This window comes from Variovorax sp. W1I1, assembly GCF_030815625.1.
In the GTDB taxonomy this organism is placed as follows: Bacteria; Pseudomonadota; Gammaproteobacteria; order Burkholderiales; family Burkholderiaceae_C; genus Variovorax; species Variovorax paradoxus_C.
In genome coordinates this window covers 1,817,756-1,834,751 of the sequence record NZ_JAUSWZ010000001.1, presented here as the reverse complement: position 1 = coordinate 1,834,751, position 16,996 = coordinate 1,817,756, and the positions used below count along the sequence as shown (strand labels likewise).

The 16,996-nt window shown below is 62.4% G+C and carries 17 protein-coding genes; 6 read left to right on the top strand and 11 right to left on the bottom strand.

The window, feature by feature from the left end; translation table 11 throughout:
- Window positions 1–54 precede the first annotated feature (54 nt).
- A complete protein-coding gene (locus tag QFZ83_RS08705) occupies window positions 55–411 on the bottom strand; it encodes a hypothetical protein (protein ID WP_307505062.1) in 357 nt (118 codons plus the stop codon).
- Window positions 412–534: 123 nt separating this feature from the next.
- On the bottom strand, window positions 535–1,974 hold the full coding sequence (locus QFZ83_RS08700) for an MFS transporter (protein ID WP_307505059.1): 1,440 nt from the start codon (window positions 1,972–1,974) through the stop codon (window positions 535–537).
- Window positions 1,975–2,115: 141 nt separating this feature from the next.
- Between QFZ83_RS08700 and QFZ83_RS08695 the strand changes: the two genes are divergently transcribed.
- The 4 genes from QFZ83_RS08695 (at window position 2,116) to QFZ83_RS08680 (ending at window position 5,733) form a co-directional block, all read left to right on the top strand.
- Window positions 2,116–3,042 (top strand): LysR family transcriptional regulator, encoded by a 927-nt coding sequence (locus QFZ83_RS08695; RefSeq protein WP_307505057.1) that lies wholly within the window; start codon window positions 2,116–2,118, stop codon window positions 3,040–3,042.
- A 188-nt stretch (window positions 3,043–3,230) separates the two neighbouring features.
- Window positions 3,231–3,875 carry a dihydrofolate reductase family protein gene (locus QFZ83_RS08690; RefSeq protein WP_307512661.1) on the top strand — a complete coding sequence of 215 codons (645 nt, stop codon included), beginning with the start codon at window positions 3,231–3,233 and terminating at the stop codon, window positions 3,873–3,875.
- 161 nt (window positions 3,876–4,036) lie between these two features.
- Window positions 4,037–4,480 (top strand): cupin domain-containing protein, encoded by a 444-nt coding sequence (locus QFZ83_RS08685; RefSeq protein WP_307505054.1) that lies wholly within the window; start codon window positions 4,037–4,039, stop codon window positions 4,478–4,480.
- Entirely contained in the window at window positions 4,477–5,733 is a 1,257-nt protein-coding gene (locus QFZ83_RS08680) for a sensor domain-containing diguanylate cyclase (RefSeq protein WP_307505051.1), read from the top strand. Before QFZ83_RS08685 ends, QFZ83_RS08680 begins: the two co-directional genes overlap by 4 nt.
- 296 nt (window positions 5,734–6,029) lie before the next feature.
- Here the strand turns inward: QFZ83_RS08680 and QFZ83_RS08675 are convergent, their stop codons facing one another.
- A complete protein-coding gene (locus tag QFZ83_RS08675) occupies window positions 6,030–6,422 on the bottom strand; it encodes an ester cyclase (protein ID WP_307505048.1) in 393 nt (130 codons plus the stop codon).
- A gap of 141 nt (window positions 6,423–6,563) precedes the next feature.
- On the opposite strand from QFZ83_RS08675, the gene QFZ83_RS08670 reads away from it, so the two are divergent.
- Window positions 6,564–7,565, top strand: coding sequence for an AraC family transcriptional regulator (locus QFZ83_RS08670; RefSeq protein WP_307505045.1), 1,002 nt, complete (start codon window positions 6,564–6,566; stop codon window positions 7,563–7,565).
- 47 nt (window positions 7,566–7,612) lie between these two features.
- On the opposite strand, the gene QFZ83_RS08665 is transcribed toward QFZ83_RS08670, so the two are convergent.
- The 7 genes from QFZ83_RS08665 to QFZ83_RS08635 form a co-directional block, all read right to left on the bottom strand.
- A complete protein-coding gene (locus tag QFZ83_RS08665; protein ID WP_307505042.1) occupies window positions 7,613–8,164 on the bottom strand; it encodes a hypothetical protein in 552 nt (183 codons plus the stop codon).
- Window positions 8,165–8,321: 157 nt separating this feature from the next.
- Window positions 8,322–8,864, bottom strand: a complete 543-nt coding sequence (locus QFZ83_RS08660) for a hypothetical protein (protein ID WP_307505039.1) — start codon at window positions 8,862–8,864, stop codon at window positions 8,322–8,324.
- Window positions 8,865–9,425: 561 nt separating this feature from the next.
- Complete coding sequence (locus QFZ83_RS08655; RefSeq protein ID WP_307505037.1) at window positions 9,426–9,779, bottom strand: hypothetical protein; 354 nt, start codon at window positions 9,777–9,779, stop codon at window positions 9,426–9,428.
- 106 nt (window positions 9,780–9,885) lie between these two features.
- Window positions 9,886–10,257 carry a hypothetical protein gene (locus QFZ83_RS08650; protein WP_307505034.1) on the bottom strand — a complete coding sequence of 124 codons (372 nt, stop codon included), beginning with the start codon at window positions 10,255–10,257 and terminating at the stop codon, window positions 9,886–9,888.
- 94 nt (window positions 10,258–10,351) lie between these two features.
- On the bottom strand, window positions 10,352–11,137 hold the full coding sequence (locus QFZ83_RS08645) for a hypothetical protein (protein ID WP_307505029.1): 786 nt from the start codon (window positions 11,135–11,137) through the stop codon (window positions 10,352–10,354).
- A 960-nt stretch (window positions 11,138–12,097) separates the two neighbouring features.
- Window positions 12,098–12,733 carry a hypothetical protein gene (locus QFZ83_RS08640; protein ID WP_307505027.1) on the bottom strand — a complete coding sequence of 212 codons (636 nt, stop codon included), beginning with the start codon at window positions 12,731–12,733 and terminating at the stop codon, window positions 12,098–12,100.
- A gap of 330 nt (window positions 12,734–13,063) precedes the next feature.
- The gene (locus QFZ83_RS08635; RefSeq protein ID WP_307505024.1) at window positions 13,064–13,963 is read right to left on the bottom strand and encodes a LysR family transcriptional regulator; all 900 of its coding nucleotides are present in this window, start codon (window positions 13,961–13,963) and stop codon (window positions 13,064–13,066) included.
- Between the two features lie 92 nt (window positions 13,964–14,055).
- Between QFZ83_RS08635 and QFZ83_RS08630 the strand changes: the two genes are divergently transcribed.
- Window positions 14,056–14,835, top strand: coding sequence for an NAD(P)H-dependent oxidoreductase (locus QFZ83_RS08630; RefSeq protein WP_307505023.1), 780 nt, complete (start codon window positions 14,056–14,058; stop codon window positions 14,833–14,835).
- On the opposite strand, the gene QFZ83_RS08625 is transcribed toward QFZ83_RS08630, so the two are convergent.
- On the bottom strand, window positions 14,836–16,932 hold the full coding sequence (locus QFZ83_RS08625) for an alpha/beta hydrolase domain-containing protein (RefSeq protein WP_307505020.1): 2,097 nt from the start codon (window positions 16,930–16,932) through the stop codon (window positions 14,836–14,838).
- Window positions 16,933–16,996 lie beyond the last annotated feature (64 nt).

Genomic DNA, 16,996 nt, shown 5'->3' with positions numbered 1-16,996 from the left:
GGCTGAATTTTATTCAGCGTGCCTGGCCAGACAATGCGTGGAAGGAGATGTCTCTTACGCCCGAAACGAGATCTTGAGCGTCACATACATCGCATAGCCAAGGGCAAGCACGACCCACGTGAGAAAGAACACGTTGGCCCAGTACTCCCCAGGCTGCATCGCAAGGTTGTAGACCTGCATCTTGCAAGCCTTGCCGATGCATGACACCTCGCCCAGGACCAGTGCACGCAACAAGGCGAACAGGAGGCAGCACCCCAAGACTGCGGTCACCAGAAATCCCACGGGCCCCACGATTCCTTCGGTGCGCTCGCCGTTTGCATTCCAACGCTCTTTCCGAAGCAGGTTTTGCCCGAACCTGTACCAGGCAAATCCGAGCAAGAGCATCAGCGAGTAGTAAATGACGGTGCGCATATCCAGCGATTCGTTGTGCTGCTGCGGGGCAGCAGCAAGTGAGTTGCCGGGATGCTATCCGACCAACGCGTGCGCAATGCCCCGCCACGCCATGTGCGATGGCACCTCGCCTGCAAGCATCGGTCATGCGGCTACAACGGTGCGTGCGGAGCTCCGGAGCAGACTCACCACGCTCCCGGCCAACGCGGCCAGCGCCGCGATCCCGAGCCCCCAATGCACCGCGTTGTACGGCGACAGCAACCCGAATGCCAGGCTCATTCCCAGGCTGCCGAGCGTCAGCCCCGTGAGCCGCGCCGTACCTTGTGCGCCACCGGCCGCGCCGCTGCGTTCCTTGGGTGCCGAGAGCAGCATGTTCTGGTTGTTGGGCGTCTGGAAGAAGCCGAAGCCCAGGCCGGCGAGGCTCGTGAACAACGCGATCGGCAATGCCGGGTTGCCGTGCAGCGGCCACAGCGCGCACAAGGCCAGGCCCAGCGCGAAACACGCGCTCCCCGCCGCGCACAGCACGGCGGTCGGAATGCGCTGGGCCAGGCGTGCCGACAGCGGCGCGGCCAGCATCACCGCCAGGGGCCACGGGGTCATCAAGAGGCCGGCGGTCACCGCGCTCTGACCGAGTTCGTGCTGGATGTAGAACGGCAGCGCGACAAGGGCCGCCATCTGGCCGGTGAAGCAGCACACCGAAGCAATCACCGACACCCGAAAGGAATGCACGCGCAGCAGGTCGAGCGGAACCAACGGTGCCGCCTTGGGCATTTCGCGCCGCACCAGCAAGACCATGCAGATGGCCGACAGCGCGAGCATCGCGCCGCCTTGCAGCGGATGCGCCACGAGCCGATCGCATCCCATGACGAAGGCAGCAAACAGGGCCGCGTTGAGCGCGATGCTCCACACGTCGATCTGGCGTGCCGAGCGCTGCGGGCTCGGCAACGCCGCGCAGACGACAAGCACGACGAGGCCGATCGGCAGGTTCACCGCAAAGAGCCACGGCCAGCCTGCCACCGAGAGCAGCAAGGCGCCAAGGGTGGGCCCCGCTGCCGAAGCGGCCGCGACGGCGAGCGCATTCCAGGCGATGGAGCGCGCCAGCAATCGGCGCGGATAAGTGAAGCGCAGCAACGCGAGCCCAAGGGGCATCACGGCCGCGCTGCCCAGGCCCTGAAGGCACCGCGCGGCCACGAGCCACGGCAGCGACGGGGCCACCGCGCACAGCACCGATGCGGCAGTGAACAGCGCCACGCCACCGGCGAACACACGCCGATACCCGAACCGCTCCCCGATGGCAGAAGCCGGTAACAGGAACATCACCACGGCGAGCTGGTAGGCGGTGACGATCCAGACGGCATCGGCGGGTGTCGCCTGCAATTGCTGCGCGATGCTCGGCAGCGCGATGTTGGCGATGGCACCGTCGAGCACCACGAGCACACCCGCGCCCAGGATCGCGGCGACGGCCGCGAGGCGCCGGGGCAGCGGCAGGCCATCGGCATCGGGCACCGCGTTCGCCTCCGGGGTCTGGACGGTGCGGGCCGGGGTGGAAGAAGAAGCGTTCGGTTGAAGCGTGGATGACAACATGATTGGCAACTGGAGGAGGCACGCTTTATCGCGTCAGGTCAGCTTAGGACCGCGCACACGGCTTGCCCAGCGCGTGGCGCGCAGCTTGTTCCTGCATGCGGCGCCTGTCGAAACTGGCGCAGCCGTGATAGCTTGCGGGCCATGCCGACAGACACCGACCTGAACCTGCTGTTCGCGTTGAACGCGCTTCTTTCCGAAGGCAGCGTCGCGAGAGCCGCCGAGCGCCTGGGCCTGAGCGAGTCGGCCATGAGCCGCGCACTCGCGCGGTTGCGGGAATCGACCGGAGACGAGCTCCTGGTGCGCGCGGGCCGCGCGATGGTGCTCACGCCGCACGCGCTGGCACTGCGCGATCGCGTGAGGGAGCTGGTTCAGGAATCACGCGCGGTGCTCCACCCCGCCGGTGCGGACATGGACCCGCGCACGCTCCAGCACCTCTTCACCATTCGGGCCAACGACGGCTTCATCGAAGGCTTCGCGCATCAGCTGGTGGCGCGCGCCGCGCACGAGGCGCCCGGCGTTCGCCTGCGCTTCGCGCCCAAGCCCAACAAGGACGTTCGCCCCTTGCGCGAAGGGTTGATCGACCTGGACATCGGCGTGCTCGGCGAGTCCGGCCCGGAGGTGCGCGTGCAGGCGCTGTTTCGCGACCACTTCGTCGCCGTGGTGCGCGAAGGCCATCCCCTGCTCGCCGCACCCGGGATCACCGTCGAGCGCTACGCGGCCTGCGACCACGTGGTCACCTCGCGCCACGGCCGGACCGAGGGGCCGGTGGACGTCGCACTCGCGGCGATAGGCCTGGTGCGCAACGCGGCGGTCGTGGTGCCCAGCTTCAGCACCGCGTTGTCGATCGCGGCCGCGACCGACATGGTGGCGCTGATCCCTTCCTCGTACTTCGAACACCTGAGAGCGCGCGGTACGCTGCACTCGTTTCCGCTGCCGATGCCGATGGAGCAGATCACCGTCTCGCAGATGTGGCATCCGCGTCTGGACCGCGACCCTGCGCATCGGTGGCTGCGCGGCGTGGTGCTGGAGGTTTGCCGGCCGCTGAACGAGCAGACGAAAGCGCCGTGATACTGCGTTCGCGCTTCGGCCTTGCACGTCGGCTTCGTGGCCCGGCCCCACGTGGCAGAAACCGAAGCTTCGTTGTCATTGCCGCATCGAGCGTCGGCTTCTAGACTCGCCGCTCGATCCGAGCCCTGAACAGGTCAGGACGCCTATCCATTTTTTTCCGCAACGCCCTGCACCAAGGAGTGAGCAGCATGTCATCAAAGCTTCGATTGAGGATCTCGATGTCACTGGACGGTTTTGTCGCCGGTCCGAACCAGAGTTTGAAAGAACCGCTCGGCACTGGCGGCGAGCAATTGCACAAGTGGGTGTTCGGCCTGGAGGCCTGGCGGCGCCCGCATGGCATGGAAGGCGGCGTGGTGAACGAGAGCACGCCGGTGATGGAAGAAGTGCTCGCCAATATCGGCGCGACCATCATGGGCCGCAACATGTTCGGCGGCGGGAGGGGGCCGTGGAATACGACCGAGCCTTGGGATGGCTGGTGGGGCAGCAATCCACCCTTTCGCCACCCGGTGTTCGTGCTGACGCATCACGCGCGCGAGCCGTTGGTGATGGAGGGCGGCACGACCTTCACCTTCGTGACTGACGGGATCGAAAGTGCGCTGGACCAGGCCCGGCGCGCGGCCGGTGAAAAAGACGTGGCACTCGCGGGCGGTGCCCATGTTGCGCGCCAGTACCTGAAGGCGGGCTTGGTCGATGAAGTGCAGCTTCATCTGGCGCCCACGCTGCTCGGCGGCGGTGAACGCTTGTTCGAGGACGCCGATGCCCTGAAGGGTCTTGCGATGGTGAAGACGGTCGCGACGCCGGATGTGGTGCATCTGAAATTCGCGAGGAAGTAGAAAGAGAAGCAGAAGACATCGGTCATTCTGGAGACCGCGTATCGACGTGTCTGGAGAACGCGATCTGCATTGAGGCGGAGATGGTGAAAGCGCCTCGGGTTATGGCTTGTGCGCCCCTCGTGCGGCGCGCAAAATCGCGCTCCCGACCTGGAGGATGGAACATGACGATTCCGTACTTTGTCCTGACGCGCGATCAGCGCGAAGTTCCTCTGAATGTGCTTGGCACGCACGTCACCGTCCTGGCTTCGAATGCGGCGACCCAAAGCTATGGGATCACCTTTCAACAGGGTAGCGAGGGAACCGGCCCACCGCCGCACAGCCACGATTGGGACGAATCCTTCTACGTCCTCGACGGTGAGATTGACTTTCACTGCGACGGGCGCATTCACGCGTGTCAGCCTGGAACGCTCGTGCATGTGCCGCGCGGAACGGTGCACGGATTCCAGTACGGCAAAGGTGGCGGGCGGATGCTGGAGATCACCGGGCAAGGCGCGTTGGCTGCTCAGATGTTCACCGCCATCGACCACGAGGTTCCGGCGGGGCCGCCCGATGTGCCGGCACTGCTGGCTGTTCTCGAGCGCCATGGGGTCTCTGTGGCGGGTTGAGCGGCGCGCTGGGTTCGAAGAAATACGGATTGCTGTACCGCGAAGGGCACCTCTTTCTGCTTGCGGCGCCGCCCGGGCGCGGCGAGTGTCCGGACGTGGGCCGATTGTTTTCCAAGCTTGTACGATGCACTTCAACCCAGGGGCGTACGCTCCTGCGCGGCACCAGCAAGAAGGAATCTACGTTGAACCAGAGTGCGAGCCCTGTCCCCGATGAAGACACTGCCCCCGATGCGCCTACCGTGTCGGTCGGAGCCGGTGCCGCCAAGCCCTTCAATGAAGAGCAGCGTCTCGCGGCCCTGCACCGCTACCAGGTGCTCGACACCACCGCGGAGCAGGCATACGACGATGTGACGACGCTCGCGTCGGCCGTGTGCAAGACGCCGATCGCGCTCATCTCGCTCATCGACCAGGATCGCCAATGGTTCAAGTCGCGTGTCGGGCTGGGGGTCAGCGAGACGCCTCGCGAGCTCGCGTTTTGTGCCCACGCCATCTTGCAGCCGGACGAGGTGTTCGAGGTGCGCGATGCCCAACTGGATCCGCGTTTTGCCGGCAGCCCGCTGGTGACAGGCGAACCCGGCATCCGGTTCTATGCGGGTGCGCCGTTGGTCACCGCGGACGGGCTCCCGATCGGCACCGTCTGCGTGATCGATCGCGAGCCGCGCGCCTTGGCGGCGTCAGAACGCAAGGCGCTGCAGTCGCTCGCCCGACAAGTCGTCGCGCAACTCGAGTTGCGGCATGCCATGGCCGGCCTGGAGCTCGAGAGCATGACCGATCCGCTGACGTCGCTGTGGAACCGTCGCAGCCTGGACCGGCGACTGCACGCAGCGTGGAATCTCCATGTCCGCGAGGCCGCACCGCTGAGCCTGCTGATGATCGACCTGGACCATTTCAAACGCATCAACGACGCCCACGGTCATCCCACCGGCGATCGGGTGCTGGTGCAGGCCGCGGCCATCATCCGCGACCAGATCGGCCACGACGGCCTCGCCGCCCGCTTTGGCGGGGAAGAGTTCTGCGTCGTGCTGCCAGGCATGGATGCCGGGACCGCACAGCAACGCGCCGAGCAGTTGCGGCGCGCGCTCGAGGACGCGTCCTGGCCCGATGTCAAAGTCACTGCCAGCATCGGTGTCGCGACCGCCGCGGCTGACGAAGATGGTTCACCCAACGTGATGCTCACGCGCGCGGACCGCGCGCTGTATGTCGCCAAGCGGGACGGCCGCAACCGCGTGCGCCACTTCGAGGGTTGGTCTTGATCGAGTTGTCGCCAACCTGGACGTGCGCCGCGGCGTCTCAAGGTGCGCTACTTGCTGTCAGACGATGAAGCCGCCGACGCGCAGCTCCGGCGGATGCCGCGCATCCTGAACGGCAGGCGGTGGGCCCGTCGCGTATGTCTGCCTGAGATGTGCTGCCGCTTCAATCGCAGCGGCATCCGGGGGGGTCTCTAGCGTGTGGAGCAGCGGCTGCGGATAAGGATTGCTGCAAAGAAGTTGGAGCTGCGGGCTGGCTTCGGCTCTCGGGCAGAAGCGGTCCTTTGGTCCAGCCTTGGTCCTCAGGAACGGGGCAACGCGCCGATCTGCTGCATCAGTCCGAGCAGGTCCGGTTGCCCCACTTCGGAGACGATCTTCCCGGTCGAGAATCGATAAATGTTCAGCGCTTGCACGGCAATCGTCTTGCCGGTGGGAGGCACGCCGAAAAAAGGCCCGCGATGCGTCCCACGCATCGTGAATCGCGCAGCGATGACATCACCTTCGATGACGGTTTCCTCAAGGGTCCATTGAACGTCGGGGAACCCGCCGCGCATCATCCCGATGATCTCCAGGTAGCCTTGTGGCCCGTGCACGGGCTCGGCGCGCCCAGGAACTTGAAACACGGCGGCCGGAGAAACCAACTCTGTGGCGAGCCGGGGGTCCGCTGTGTTGATGAACTCCACGAAGCGAGTCATGAACTGTCGGTTTGTGGATTGCATCTGTCGCCTCGGAAATGTCTACCAGGATGGGACGCGGGGCTTGGTGGCCGCCCGGTACCCGCGTCCCATATTGTTCGAGCTGCCGGCGTGTTCGACACGATCAAAGTCGGTTGCTGAATGGTCAATATCGGACAGAATGGGTCGATGCCGCGCGGAACGAGACCCATCGATATCGAGCAGGTCCAATATCGGCCTTCGGCCGAGAGCACACTGGATCTCGAGGTCTTCTCTATGTCGGACTTAAGACGAAGGGTGCCCCAAGCCCACCTCCAGCGTCACCACCGCTACGACTTTCACATGTTCGTGCACGTCAGACGCGGAAAATGCCGCGCCGTGGTGGATTTCAGGCACATTGAGTGTGGCGCGGGATCGCTACTGACCATCCGGCCCGGACAGGTTCACCGCTTCGGCCCGGGAAGCCGTTGGGACGCAAACCTTCTGCTGTTCAGACCCGAACTGCTGCAGGCTTCGCGAGGCGAGGAACGCCTTCAGATGCCTGAACTGATCGATGCGCTTCCTGGTCACCTGCGCCTCGATCGGTCGACCAGTCGGTTCTTGGCCGACACGCTCGCGCGGCTCGAGGAGGAGTGCGCGCTCGAAGCCCGGCAACCGCTGCTGAACTGGCTGCTCCAGAGTGAACTTGCAACGCTCGTGATGCGGCTGCACATCTTTCACACCGAGCAACAGCCGCCCGCTGGAGCGTCGGCCGACGCGCCGGAGCGCTTTCGTCTTTTCAAACGGCTTTTGGACGCGAAGGTGCATCAGTGGCATCACGTTTCGCGCTATGCACATGCCATGGGATGTTCTGAGAGGACTCTCACTCGCATCTGCAGTGCGGTGGCCGGCGTCGGTGCAAAGGCCTTTATTGCCTCGCGCCTTGCGCTGGAAGCCAAGCGCCTGCTCGTACATACGGAGATGCCGATTTCCGCCATCGCGCGGCAGCTTGGCTTTGACGAGGCGACCAACTTCACCAAGTTCTTTCGCAGCATTGAAGGATGCACGCCAGGCGAATTCCGCCGTCGGTTCGTGCGCGAGACCGAATGCAACATCCGATCCGCGTCGACGGGTATCGAGACTACAACGAGACATCGAATGACCGCTTCGGAGCGAATCCGATGACTGCTTAGGGCCCTTTGCAGTCACTCGCCTTTGCCGATAGCGGACGTTCATTGCTCCGTGTTGCTTTGAGGTCCAACGCCGCGAAATCCAATGACACGACGCCAAGCTTTCCTATTTGCAAGCACTGCATAGATTTCATCTGCGGGCAAAACAGTCCCAAGAATGATTGCTCCTGAATTCTCCGCCTTGACGATGACATCCCGAGCGAAAGCTGCAGCCAGAAATTCGGGGCGGACGCAGTTCTGACCTTGTTCCGGAAAGTCAACAAGGCGGTCAAACCTGAGATTTTCCGGGATCGGAAGCCGCGCGTTAAGAAACCAGTCTTCCTCTGCCGCGACGATATGCCATGTACCAATAGAGAGAGTTTCGGCGGTTGTTGCGCCCAAGGTCCGTGCCCCATCCATCAGCTGCTCGATGATGCTTTGAGCGGTGACTTTTCCATCGTCAAAGAACATCGTCGGATGAGCGCGTGCCCATTCGATGACGGGTATCGTGAGCACTGTGATCGGCATTGCTTCTGATCTCCGGATACTTTTCCCCAAGGCATTCTCGTCCCATTCCTTCCGAGTGACGAAATCCACGGCCGCACTGGAGACCATCTCAGTAGTTCCCTACGTGTAGTCCGCGTTGTCCCATTGCAGCTCAAGACGGGTGGAGTCGCTCATCTTTTTTGCCAAGTACTTGATGTTGCCTCGCCTAGTGCAACAGCGGCTCTGGATGTCTTCTCGTGGCGACGGATGTCATATGCACATCACGTCAGCGAGACGCTGGGTCTTGCAAGCGTCTCTGCACAGACTGTCGGGCGCGCTCATTGAGCTGCCGGAACTCGTCGATCAACTTATCGCAAGACACTTTCTGCGCTTCGCACAAGGCCGTTGTCTCGATTGAGACGGCACCGTTGTCGGCAATCTTGAGTGCACGACGAACGACGGCGGGGTGCGCGTAGTGGCCCGCAGGCGTGAACGACCATTGCGTAGACAAGGGTCCTGGCTCGTTGATGATGACCCAACTGTCCGGCTTAGTGATGGTCACCGAAGAACCGGGCTTGTCTTTCAGCGCTCGCATCGCTTCGTCGACGCTTCTGTACCCAATGACGGATGTCTTCCTCTCCAGGCTAGTGCTTGATGGCTCAGACGGTTGCGATCGAACTTCGCTGATGCTTGCGACAAATAATCCGCCCGCGAAGATTGCGCCAAGTTGAAGTCGGCACACGAAGCGTAAACAGACCAAGCCGGCATTCGTGATAAAAAATTGCCCGAGACCCGCACGGAGTTTTCGATCGCTTCTGGCTTGCAGCATGATCGTTAAGAGTTGCGATGACGTTGAAGATGGAGCGTCTGGTGTTGGCCGACGGGGCCTGTCGCGACTAATGAGCTTCGAGCTCGAATCGGTCAGTCCTCCTGCGGGTCGCGGGTGGTTAGCCAACTGCTGCATGAGAAGCGATCATTACGCCGGACACCACTCCGCAAACAACCGCAATGAAAAGCCAGAGAACAAATCTGTTCCTGGCTTCTTGCCCTCTTTTGGTCAGAAGACCAGGAAGTATCCCGACAAGGTAGGGGAAGAGATTGGCCGTACGGGACCGGCCCGGCGAGATTTCCGTCAGCATGCGATATGCGTGACAGAACGGCCACGATCCCGGAAATGACGCTCGAGATCAGCAGCGTCAAGGCAATGTACGGAAGTAGCAGATCAATCATTTTCTTCTCCTTACTCTTCCATTTCCTTGGCTTCCCATTTCCTGTCTCCCCATTTGGATGGCTGCGCGAAAGAATTCTGCAGCAATGCCGAAGGTCGGCTCTGGGCCGACTGTTGCCGGTCGATCTGCCGTCACGCGGGGGGCCGCGCAGCTTCAAACGCTCAAGGCGACACCCAATGTGCTTTGTGGTTGACCTTACCGTCAGCGTCAAACTCGACAGACCAGGCTTCAATACCTGCGGGCACAGGATGCTCCCACCACAGGCGGGTGACACATGGCGTCCTGCAGGGCTGCGCTGCATAAACAAGAAAGGAACTGTCTTCGGTCTCATGCACAGATGGTGAACCGAAGCGAGCTACTACAGCTTGCATTGCTTCGTGGTCCTGTGTTTGCTCGAACGCATCTCCGTACCGAGAAACCGTGATGGCGCAACTGGTCATGAAACCCAGCGGTGCCGTGATCGCGAGAACAATTGCAGTCCCAGCCAGAATTCGCATTGCCTTTTGCAGTTTCATATATGCGGGGCCGCGTAAGTCGGCTTCAGGCCGAATTTCGCCTGACGCCGCGAACGGCTGGTGGTGGCCGACACTAGCAGTAGTCAACGACTGCTTCCTCAAGTTTTCATCGCTTCGGAAACAAGTCACGAAAAGCTCGCAGGAGTGTTTGTGCTTCAGTCGAGTCGAGAGAATTCCGTTTCGCAAAGGCTTCGTACATCCCTTGCGCCATGAGGAATCTGCGAATAGGTGCAGACAGCAGCTCCTCCGACAGAACGCCTTCCATGCTGGCCTCCGAGGCCGTACCGATGCAGAAAAGCGGTTCCCTCGACATATCCCGTAAAGGCATAAGCTGCTTCACCAATGCCGCCGCACCCGAATCCGAATTCTCGAGCCGGAATCCATGCGGTGCTGGTGAGTCCTCTACCGAGACGGCTACCACGCCTCTGCCCGCAAACAAGAAGGCGACGACTTGAGCTGTGGAAAAACTAAAATCCATAGTGTCTGGATGGTCAGATGGTCCAACTCTCGACTATGCGCTGGAGAAGCTGGGACGACGGAAACGCGGATCAAACGGGTACGGAAATCCACATCTACTGTTGCGCAGACACGGGACCCGTCGGTGTCGCATAGCCAAAACGGGCATAGCGCGTTTTGATGGTTCCCTGCCAGCCGACTTCTTCCAGAGGAAGATACATCCCGGCGTCGACGAGCCAGGCAAGGCTGCGACGTTGCAGGTTCTCGACGTTGTCCTTGTGTTCGCATTCCACCCTCAAGTACAAGCCTTTCGCTCCGGGGTTGAGTTGCGAAAGTGGCTGCACATCGGAGCCAGTCCTGCAGGTCACGGAATCGTTGATCGTGACCTGCTTGTTGAAGTCGGGGCCGCGACTGTTGACTTCCTTGACCTGCCGTTCAGTCTCGGTGCGATACGAGAAGGTCTTGCTGGGCGATGGTGCACAAAGAGTCGCGACGTCGCCATCGAACTTTGAAAGTCTGTAGCGATCGCTTAAGGACGCGTCCGAGGCCGTGTCGAACGGAACGAAGCTCTTGCCGACCGGAACGATCACGGTGTTGTTAAGCCTCAGGCCGACTGCGCTCTCGCTGACTACAGGCACTAGCCCGCATAGCGTCATGCGACGAAAGCGCGCTCTGGCGCTGTTGTCCATGGTCCTCTCGCGGGCCACGTCTGAACCGGCGATCAATAACAACTGGCCTTGCTGCCATGTCATGTGCGCTTGCTCCCGAACGATGGAGACCAAGCCCAGGTTGCCCTTGAGTTCTCGCTCTTGCCGGTTCTCAAAGAAGTTGAGAGTTGGCGCCGATCCCAAGGACTCCGCACGAGGTGCGCTTGCAAAGCGTTGCCGGATTGGTTCCGGCATGTAAAGCGCCAAATCCCCCTGAATGTCTCGGCCTGGGCGCGATGCGCATCCCGTTAGAACCAGCAGCGCGCAGGCCACTAGACCCGTCTGTAACGTTCTTGTTTCCCTCATCCGCTTCTTTTAGGCGAGCAAATATTGAACGTCAACTACGGAAAACAGTTGATTTTCGGGTGTATCAACGTGGCGCTGGTTGCCACGGGAAACACTCTCATACTGAAAAAAACAGAGGTTCCTGCCCTGGTCCCGGGTGACCGCTCTTGGATGGGTGCAGCCTACGTTGAGACGACTAGCGCCGTGCGTCACCGGGTGCCGAGAATCGATTGGGGAACGCCAGGTAGACGGCCCAGCAGGCGCCTACCAGGCCGGTGCCCATGCAGAAGAATCGCAAGGCGACATGCGGGCTTGACAGACCGTAGACCCACCAAAGAAGAACGCCCCAGAAACCCGAAAAAGCGAAAGTAAGCCCTATGAACATCGCCATCCCAGTTGGTCTATTCCAAGGCTTCAATTGGAGTGAGGGAGCTGAGGCCAATTTCTGTGCCGGAAGCGTCTTGAGCTCGATCCATATCATCACGAGAGAACTAAAAAATACTACTGGAAACCAGGATGCTTCCTCTAGCAAAGACGAAGTCTGTTCCAAGGGAAAGGTCGCAGAGAGGTAACCCCATCCTGTGCAAAAGAAAAACCAAACCAAGTAGAAAATTCGCATGATCTTTTCCAGTTGCCGTTTACCTATGGCCGAGTTTTCGCAACGATGAATGTCCGCTTCTGGCCGACTGTAGCCGCATGAGTTGCCGGCGCAAAGGGTGCGTTGCAGTCCCACGGTCTGCTTCATAGCCGACGTTCAGCCAGGCAAAGCCCAGGCACAGCCCGCTTGAAAGTGGCTTAGTCCGAATCGACCTTGTGTATCACCGCAAGTCATCTAGTGGCTCTCGCGTGTAAGCCTCAAATCTCACTTGCTCAGTGCGCCATCCGCGCGAGAAGCGCATTGGAAAATGCGGTATAGCTTTCGACAAAGGGTGAGCTCTTGCACCCGGCCTCTTCTTTGGCCTCCTGCAACTTCTTGCACAGGAACTCCGACGCGAGGGCGATCTCGCCATCCAAGTACAGGACGATCGGAGCATAGTGATGAAATCGACACATGACAGGCTCTTCAAAGATCCCAGATATGGCGTTATCAATCAACAGGCGAAGGCGCGCGCGGTCGGTGTACTCCTTCATCTTGGAAAGACCCAGATCGAAAGTTTCCATGAGAGGTTCGAAGCCACGCGTTTCGAAGTCCGCTTCAGATGCGAAGCCCCAACCGCTGGCTGTAGTTCGGTCAACCAAGTGCCGAAGGTCGGCTCCGAGCATCCCAGTTTGTGCCAACAAATCGATGCCCATCGTCTGCGCAAGAACCTTCTCGATGTCATCAAAGCGGACTCCGAGACCGAATTCCAGCCAAAAGCCTCTCGCGTCGCGTCTTGATCGCAGACTTACAAGAAGCTGAACGTCGGGCTCGATCTCTTGAATCCAGAATTCTGGCTCCAGTCGTTCAAGACCTCGGGCGTCGAGAGCAGCGGCGATTTTTTCTAACAACGCAGGTTTCACATCCAAATATGACTTGAGTTAGGACGCCGGGCCACTACTGGGCCTCCAGGCCGGATTTTGCTGCAGCACCGACGCTTGCCCCCCGATCACAGCCCCTGGCAAGCGCGCCAGAGTTCAATCGCATCGCCAAGACCGAACGCGTACGTTGATGCTCGAACTGAGCACCGCCGTCGAATGACGGGTTATGGCCGATAGTACCCATCCACGATAGGTGCACCGACCGCCCGCATTCAATCTGAGCCGACATCGAAACATCAAGCGGGCGTCTGCCCATAGTCGATCTACGTCACCCGACATACCGCTCGAAGACCTGTCCGCCACCGAATTTCAATCTCCTCAGCCGCCACAACTCCCCGCAATCCACTCCCTCACCCACCGATGCCCCGCATCCCGATGCCGCCTTTCATGCCACAGCATCGCCATCTCATACCCCGGCACTTCCAGCGGTGCCTCCACCACCCGTAGTCCCGGCGCGCCGCGCGCCAATCGCTCGGGCAGCATCGCCACCATGTCGGTCTCGGCCAGCACCGACATCATGAAAAGAAAGTGCGGCACCGACAGCGCCACGCGGCGCGCCAGTCCCATCTGCGCCAGCGCATCGTCCGTCGGCCCGATAAAACCGCCGCCGCTCATCGACACCACCACGTGCTCCATCGCGCAGAACTGCGCCAGCGTCGGCCGCCGCTTCAGCCGCGGATGCCCTGCCCTCCCCGCCAGCACATAGCGCTCGTTGAACAGCACCCGCCGATGCAGCCCAGCCGGCGCACCCACGCTCGTGTGAAAGAACAGGTCGATCTCCCCATGCTCCAGCTGCCGCGCCATGCGCGACGGCACCGCCTCCACCACGGCCAGCCGCGTGTTCGGCGCTGCCTTGCGCAGCCCGGCGAGCGCCGGCAGCAGGATCGCCGACTCCGCATAGTCGGCCGCGGCCACGCGCCAGGTGGTCGTCGCCTCGGCCGGGTCGAAGGGCTTGGTGGGCGCCACCGCGCGGCCCAATGACTCCAGCGCTTCGCGCAGCGGTTCACGCAGTTCGTCGGCACGCGCAGTCGGCCGCATGCCGCGCTGCGCAGGCACCAGCAGCGGGTCGGCGAAAGCCTCGCGCAGCTTGGCGAGCTGCACGCTCACCGAGGGCTGCGAGAGGTTCAGCCGCTCAGCGGCGCGGGTGACGTTGCGCTCGGCGAGCAGCACATCGAGCGTGATCAACAGGTTGAGGTCGAGGCGGCTGAAATTGTTCATGGCAATGGCTGGAATTCGAACTATTCATTTCCAATATATCGCCACCGCTCCTAACCTGCGGGCATGTTCTTCATTCCACAGGCAATTCAACCGTGAAAGTCCTCCTCGTCCACGCGCACCCCGAAGCCCGTTCGCTCAACGGCTCGCTGAAAAACTTCATGCTGGAGCGTCTCGCCCAAGCCGGGCACGAAGTGCAGGTGTCCGATCTCTATGCGATGCAATGGAAGGCGCCGCTCGATGTGGCGGACTTCGCGCATGTCGAGCCCGGCGCGCATTTCGATCCGGTGCTCGATTCGCTGCGCGCCTTCGAAGATGGCACGCAGCCCGAAGACATCGCCGCCGAGCAGGCGAAGCTGCTGTGGGCCGATGCGGTGATCTTCCAGTTTCCGCTCTGGTGGTACTCGATGCCCGCGATCCTCAAGGGATGGGTCGAGCGCGTGTATGCCTATGGCTTTGCCTACGGCATCGGCGAGCACTCCGACACGCACTGGGGCGACCGCTTCGGCGAAGGCACGCTGGCGGGCAAGCGCGCGATGCTCGTGGTCACCACCGGCGGCTGGGCGCCGCACTACAGTCCGCGCGGCATCAACGGGCCGATGGACGACCTGCTGTTTCCCATTCACCACGGCATCCTCTACTACCCGGGCTTCGAGGTGCTGCCGCCGTACGTGGTGTACCGCACGGGCAAGGTCGATGACGGGGCCTATGCGCGCATCACCGAAGAACTCGGTGATCGTCTCGATGCGCTGTGGACGACGACACCCATCGCCTTCCGACCGCAGAACGCGGGCGACTACGAGATTCCCGCCCTCACCCTGCGGCCCGACGTTGCGCCGGGCCGCACCGGGTTCGCGGCGCACGTTGCGGATTGATCAGGGCAGCACGGGGTTGGCCGTTGCGTTCGCAATCGCCGCATCGGCATCGACGCGCAGCATGAAGCGCTTGGCCACCAGGTCGTTGGCCGCGTTGGTCACTGCTGCGACGTAGCCCGCCTGGTCGGTGTAGCGCTCCTGCAGCGAGAGCCGCGGGTCGGTCGTGCCGGCGCGTTGCGCCGTGGTCTTCACGAACGGGAAGTACGCGCCGAAGAGTCCCGCCTGGTCGATGGTGCCGGGCTTGTTCGTGTAGTTCCAGCCGGTGTTGGTGCCGACGGGCACGGCCACGTCGATGCTGCGGATGCCGGCGATGTCGTTGCCGTCCGCATCGACCTGTGGCACGAGGATCGCGTAGTCGCGGCCCAGGTACGCGGGCGGCACCTGGGTGGCGATACCGGTCTCGTCTTGCGGGCGATAGTTCGGGCCCCAGTCGAGCAGCGAATAGGTGTTGACGAGGCCCGTGTAGTTCGCGCCCGGAACGGCCGGGAACTTGACCTGCGCCGGGCGCACGAGCGTCGCGTTGGCGATCTTGGGCACCTGGCTGTCGGGCGGCGTGGTGCCGCTCACGACCCACTCCTCGAGGTTCTGGTACAGCGCGCGCACGACGGGGATGACGCTCGTGTTCGCGTTGGTCGTGTAGAGCGCGCCGGCGCTCGCACCCGGCAGCGATGCAAGACCGAGCAGATGATGCGTGCTCGCGTAGTAGTAGATGCGCGCGTTGGCCGGCTGCACGAGGTCTGAGGTGCCCCACGCATCGGTGAGCAGCGGCGAGCCCTGCAGGGTCCAGAACTCCGTGCCGCTGAAGCCGATGAAGAGCTTGGGGCAAGTGCCGCTCGCCTCGCAGCGCGAGAGGATGCCGCCGCGGCGCTGGGCCACGTCGTCCACGTAGTCCTTCGAGAGGCCGCGCGTGCCGGCCTGGCCGAAGGCCGTGTGGTCGGTGCGCACGCCACCGCCGCCACCGGGGATGGAGAAGCGCATGTTGATGTTGGTCTGCCGCGCGGCAATTTGTGCGAACACGCCGTCGAACACCTTCTGGCCCGCGCGATCCTCGTTGAAACCGAGGTGCACGAAGGTCTTCATGAAATTGCCGCACTGCGAGACGCCCGAAGCGATGGTGTTCTTGATCGCCGCGGCCACCGGGTTGGCCGTGCCTGCCGCATCGCTCGCGTCGCGATGGAAGAAGGTGATCATGTCGCGCAGCGCGGCAAGGCCGAGGCCCATGACCTTCGGATCTTTTGCGATGTAGACCAGCTCGTACATGTAGGCCGGGTCCCATTTGTCCTTCAGGCACACGTTGGTCTCGTCGGGCGTGCCAGGGAATGGCGTGCCGGCGCCGCACTTGGCGAACTTCCACTCGCTCGCGGGAATGAGCTGGCGCGCATCGCCCTCGTTGATGCGGCGCGTGAGCACGTAGCCGGGTTTCGTGTTGTCCAGGCTCGCGGTGGCGTAGGCCTGCATCGCGGCGTTGAAGGGGCCGCCGGGCAGCGGCAGCGAATCGTTCGTCCCCACTGTGGGCAGCAGCTCGGCGCGGTAGGGGCCGGTGATGGTGCTGCCATCGGCGTTCTTCGCGACCGGCACGTTGAGCGTGAGCTTGCCGGCGGCTGCGGGCACGTCGCCCTGCCACGCGGCCGTGAGGAACACGTAGCCGCGCGAGGCGAAGTACGGATCGAGGTTCACGATGTTGCCGCGGTTCGGTGCGTCGTAGCGGAGCACGCCGCTGGCCTTCGTCATGTCCTTGGGTTTGAAGAGCACGAAGTCCGACGTGTACTCGACCTTGCCGTTGGCGTTGAGCGGCGCGAGCTGCAGGTCTTGAATGATCGCGTTGCGCGCGTCCTTCGGATCGACCTCGCCGGTGAAGGTGCCGCTGATCTTCTCGTAGGCGCCTGCACTGCCGAAGGTGCCGGGCACGTCTTCGGTCTTGCTGATCGCGAGCTTGAACTTCGGCGCGGTCGCAGCCGGCGGTTGCGTGGTGGGTGGCGGGTTGCCGGCGATGGGCGGCAGCACGAAGCCCCCGCCTCCACCGCCGCTTCCGCCGCAGGCACTCAGAAAAAGGGCGGCCGAAGCCACCGTGGCAGCCGCAAGGCTCCAGCGTTTCATGGTTTTGTCTCCTGTTGTGGTGTTCTGTATTCCGCGGCGCCGATCTCCGCCACGGCATGCGCAT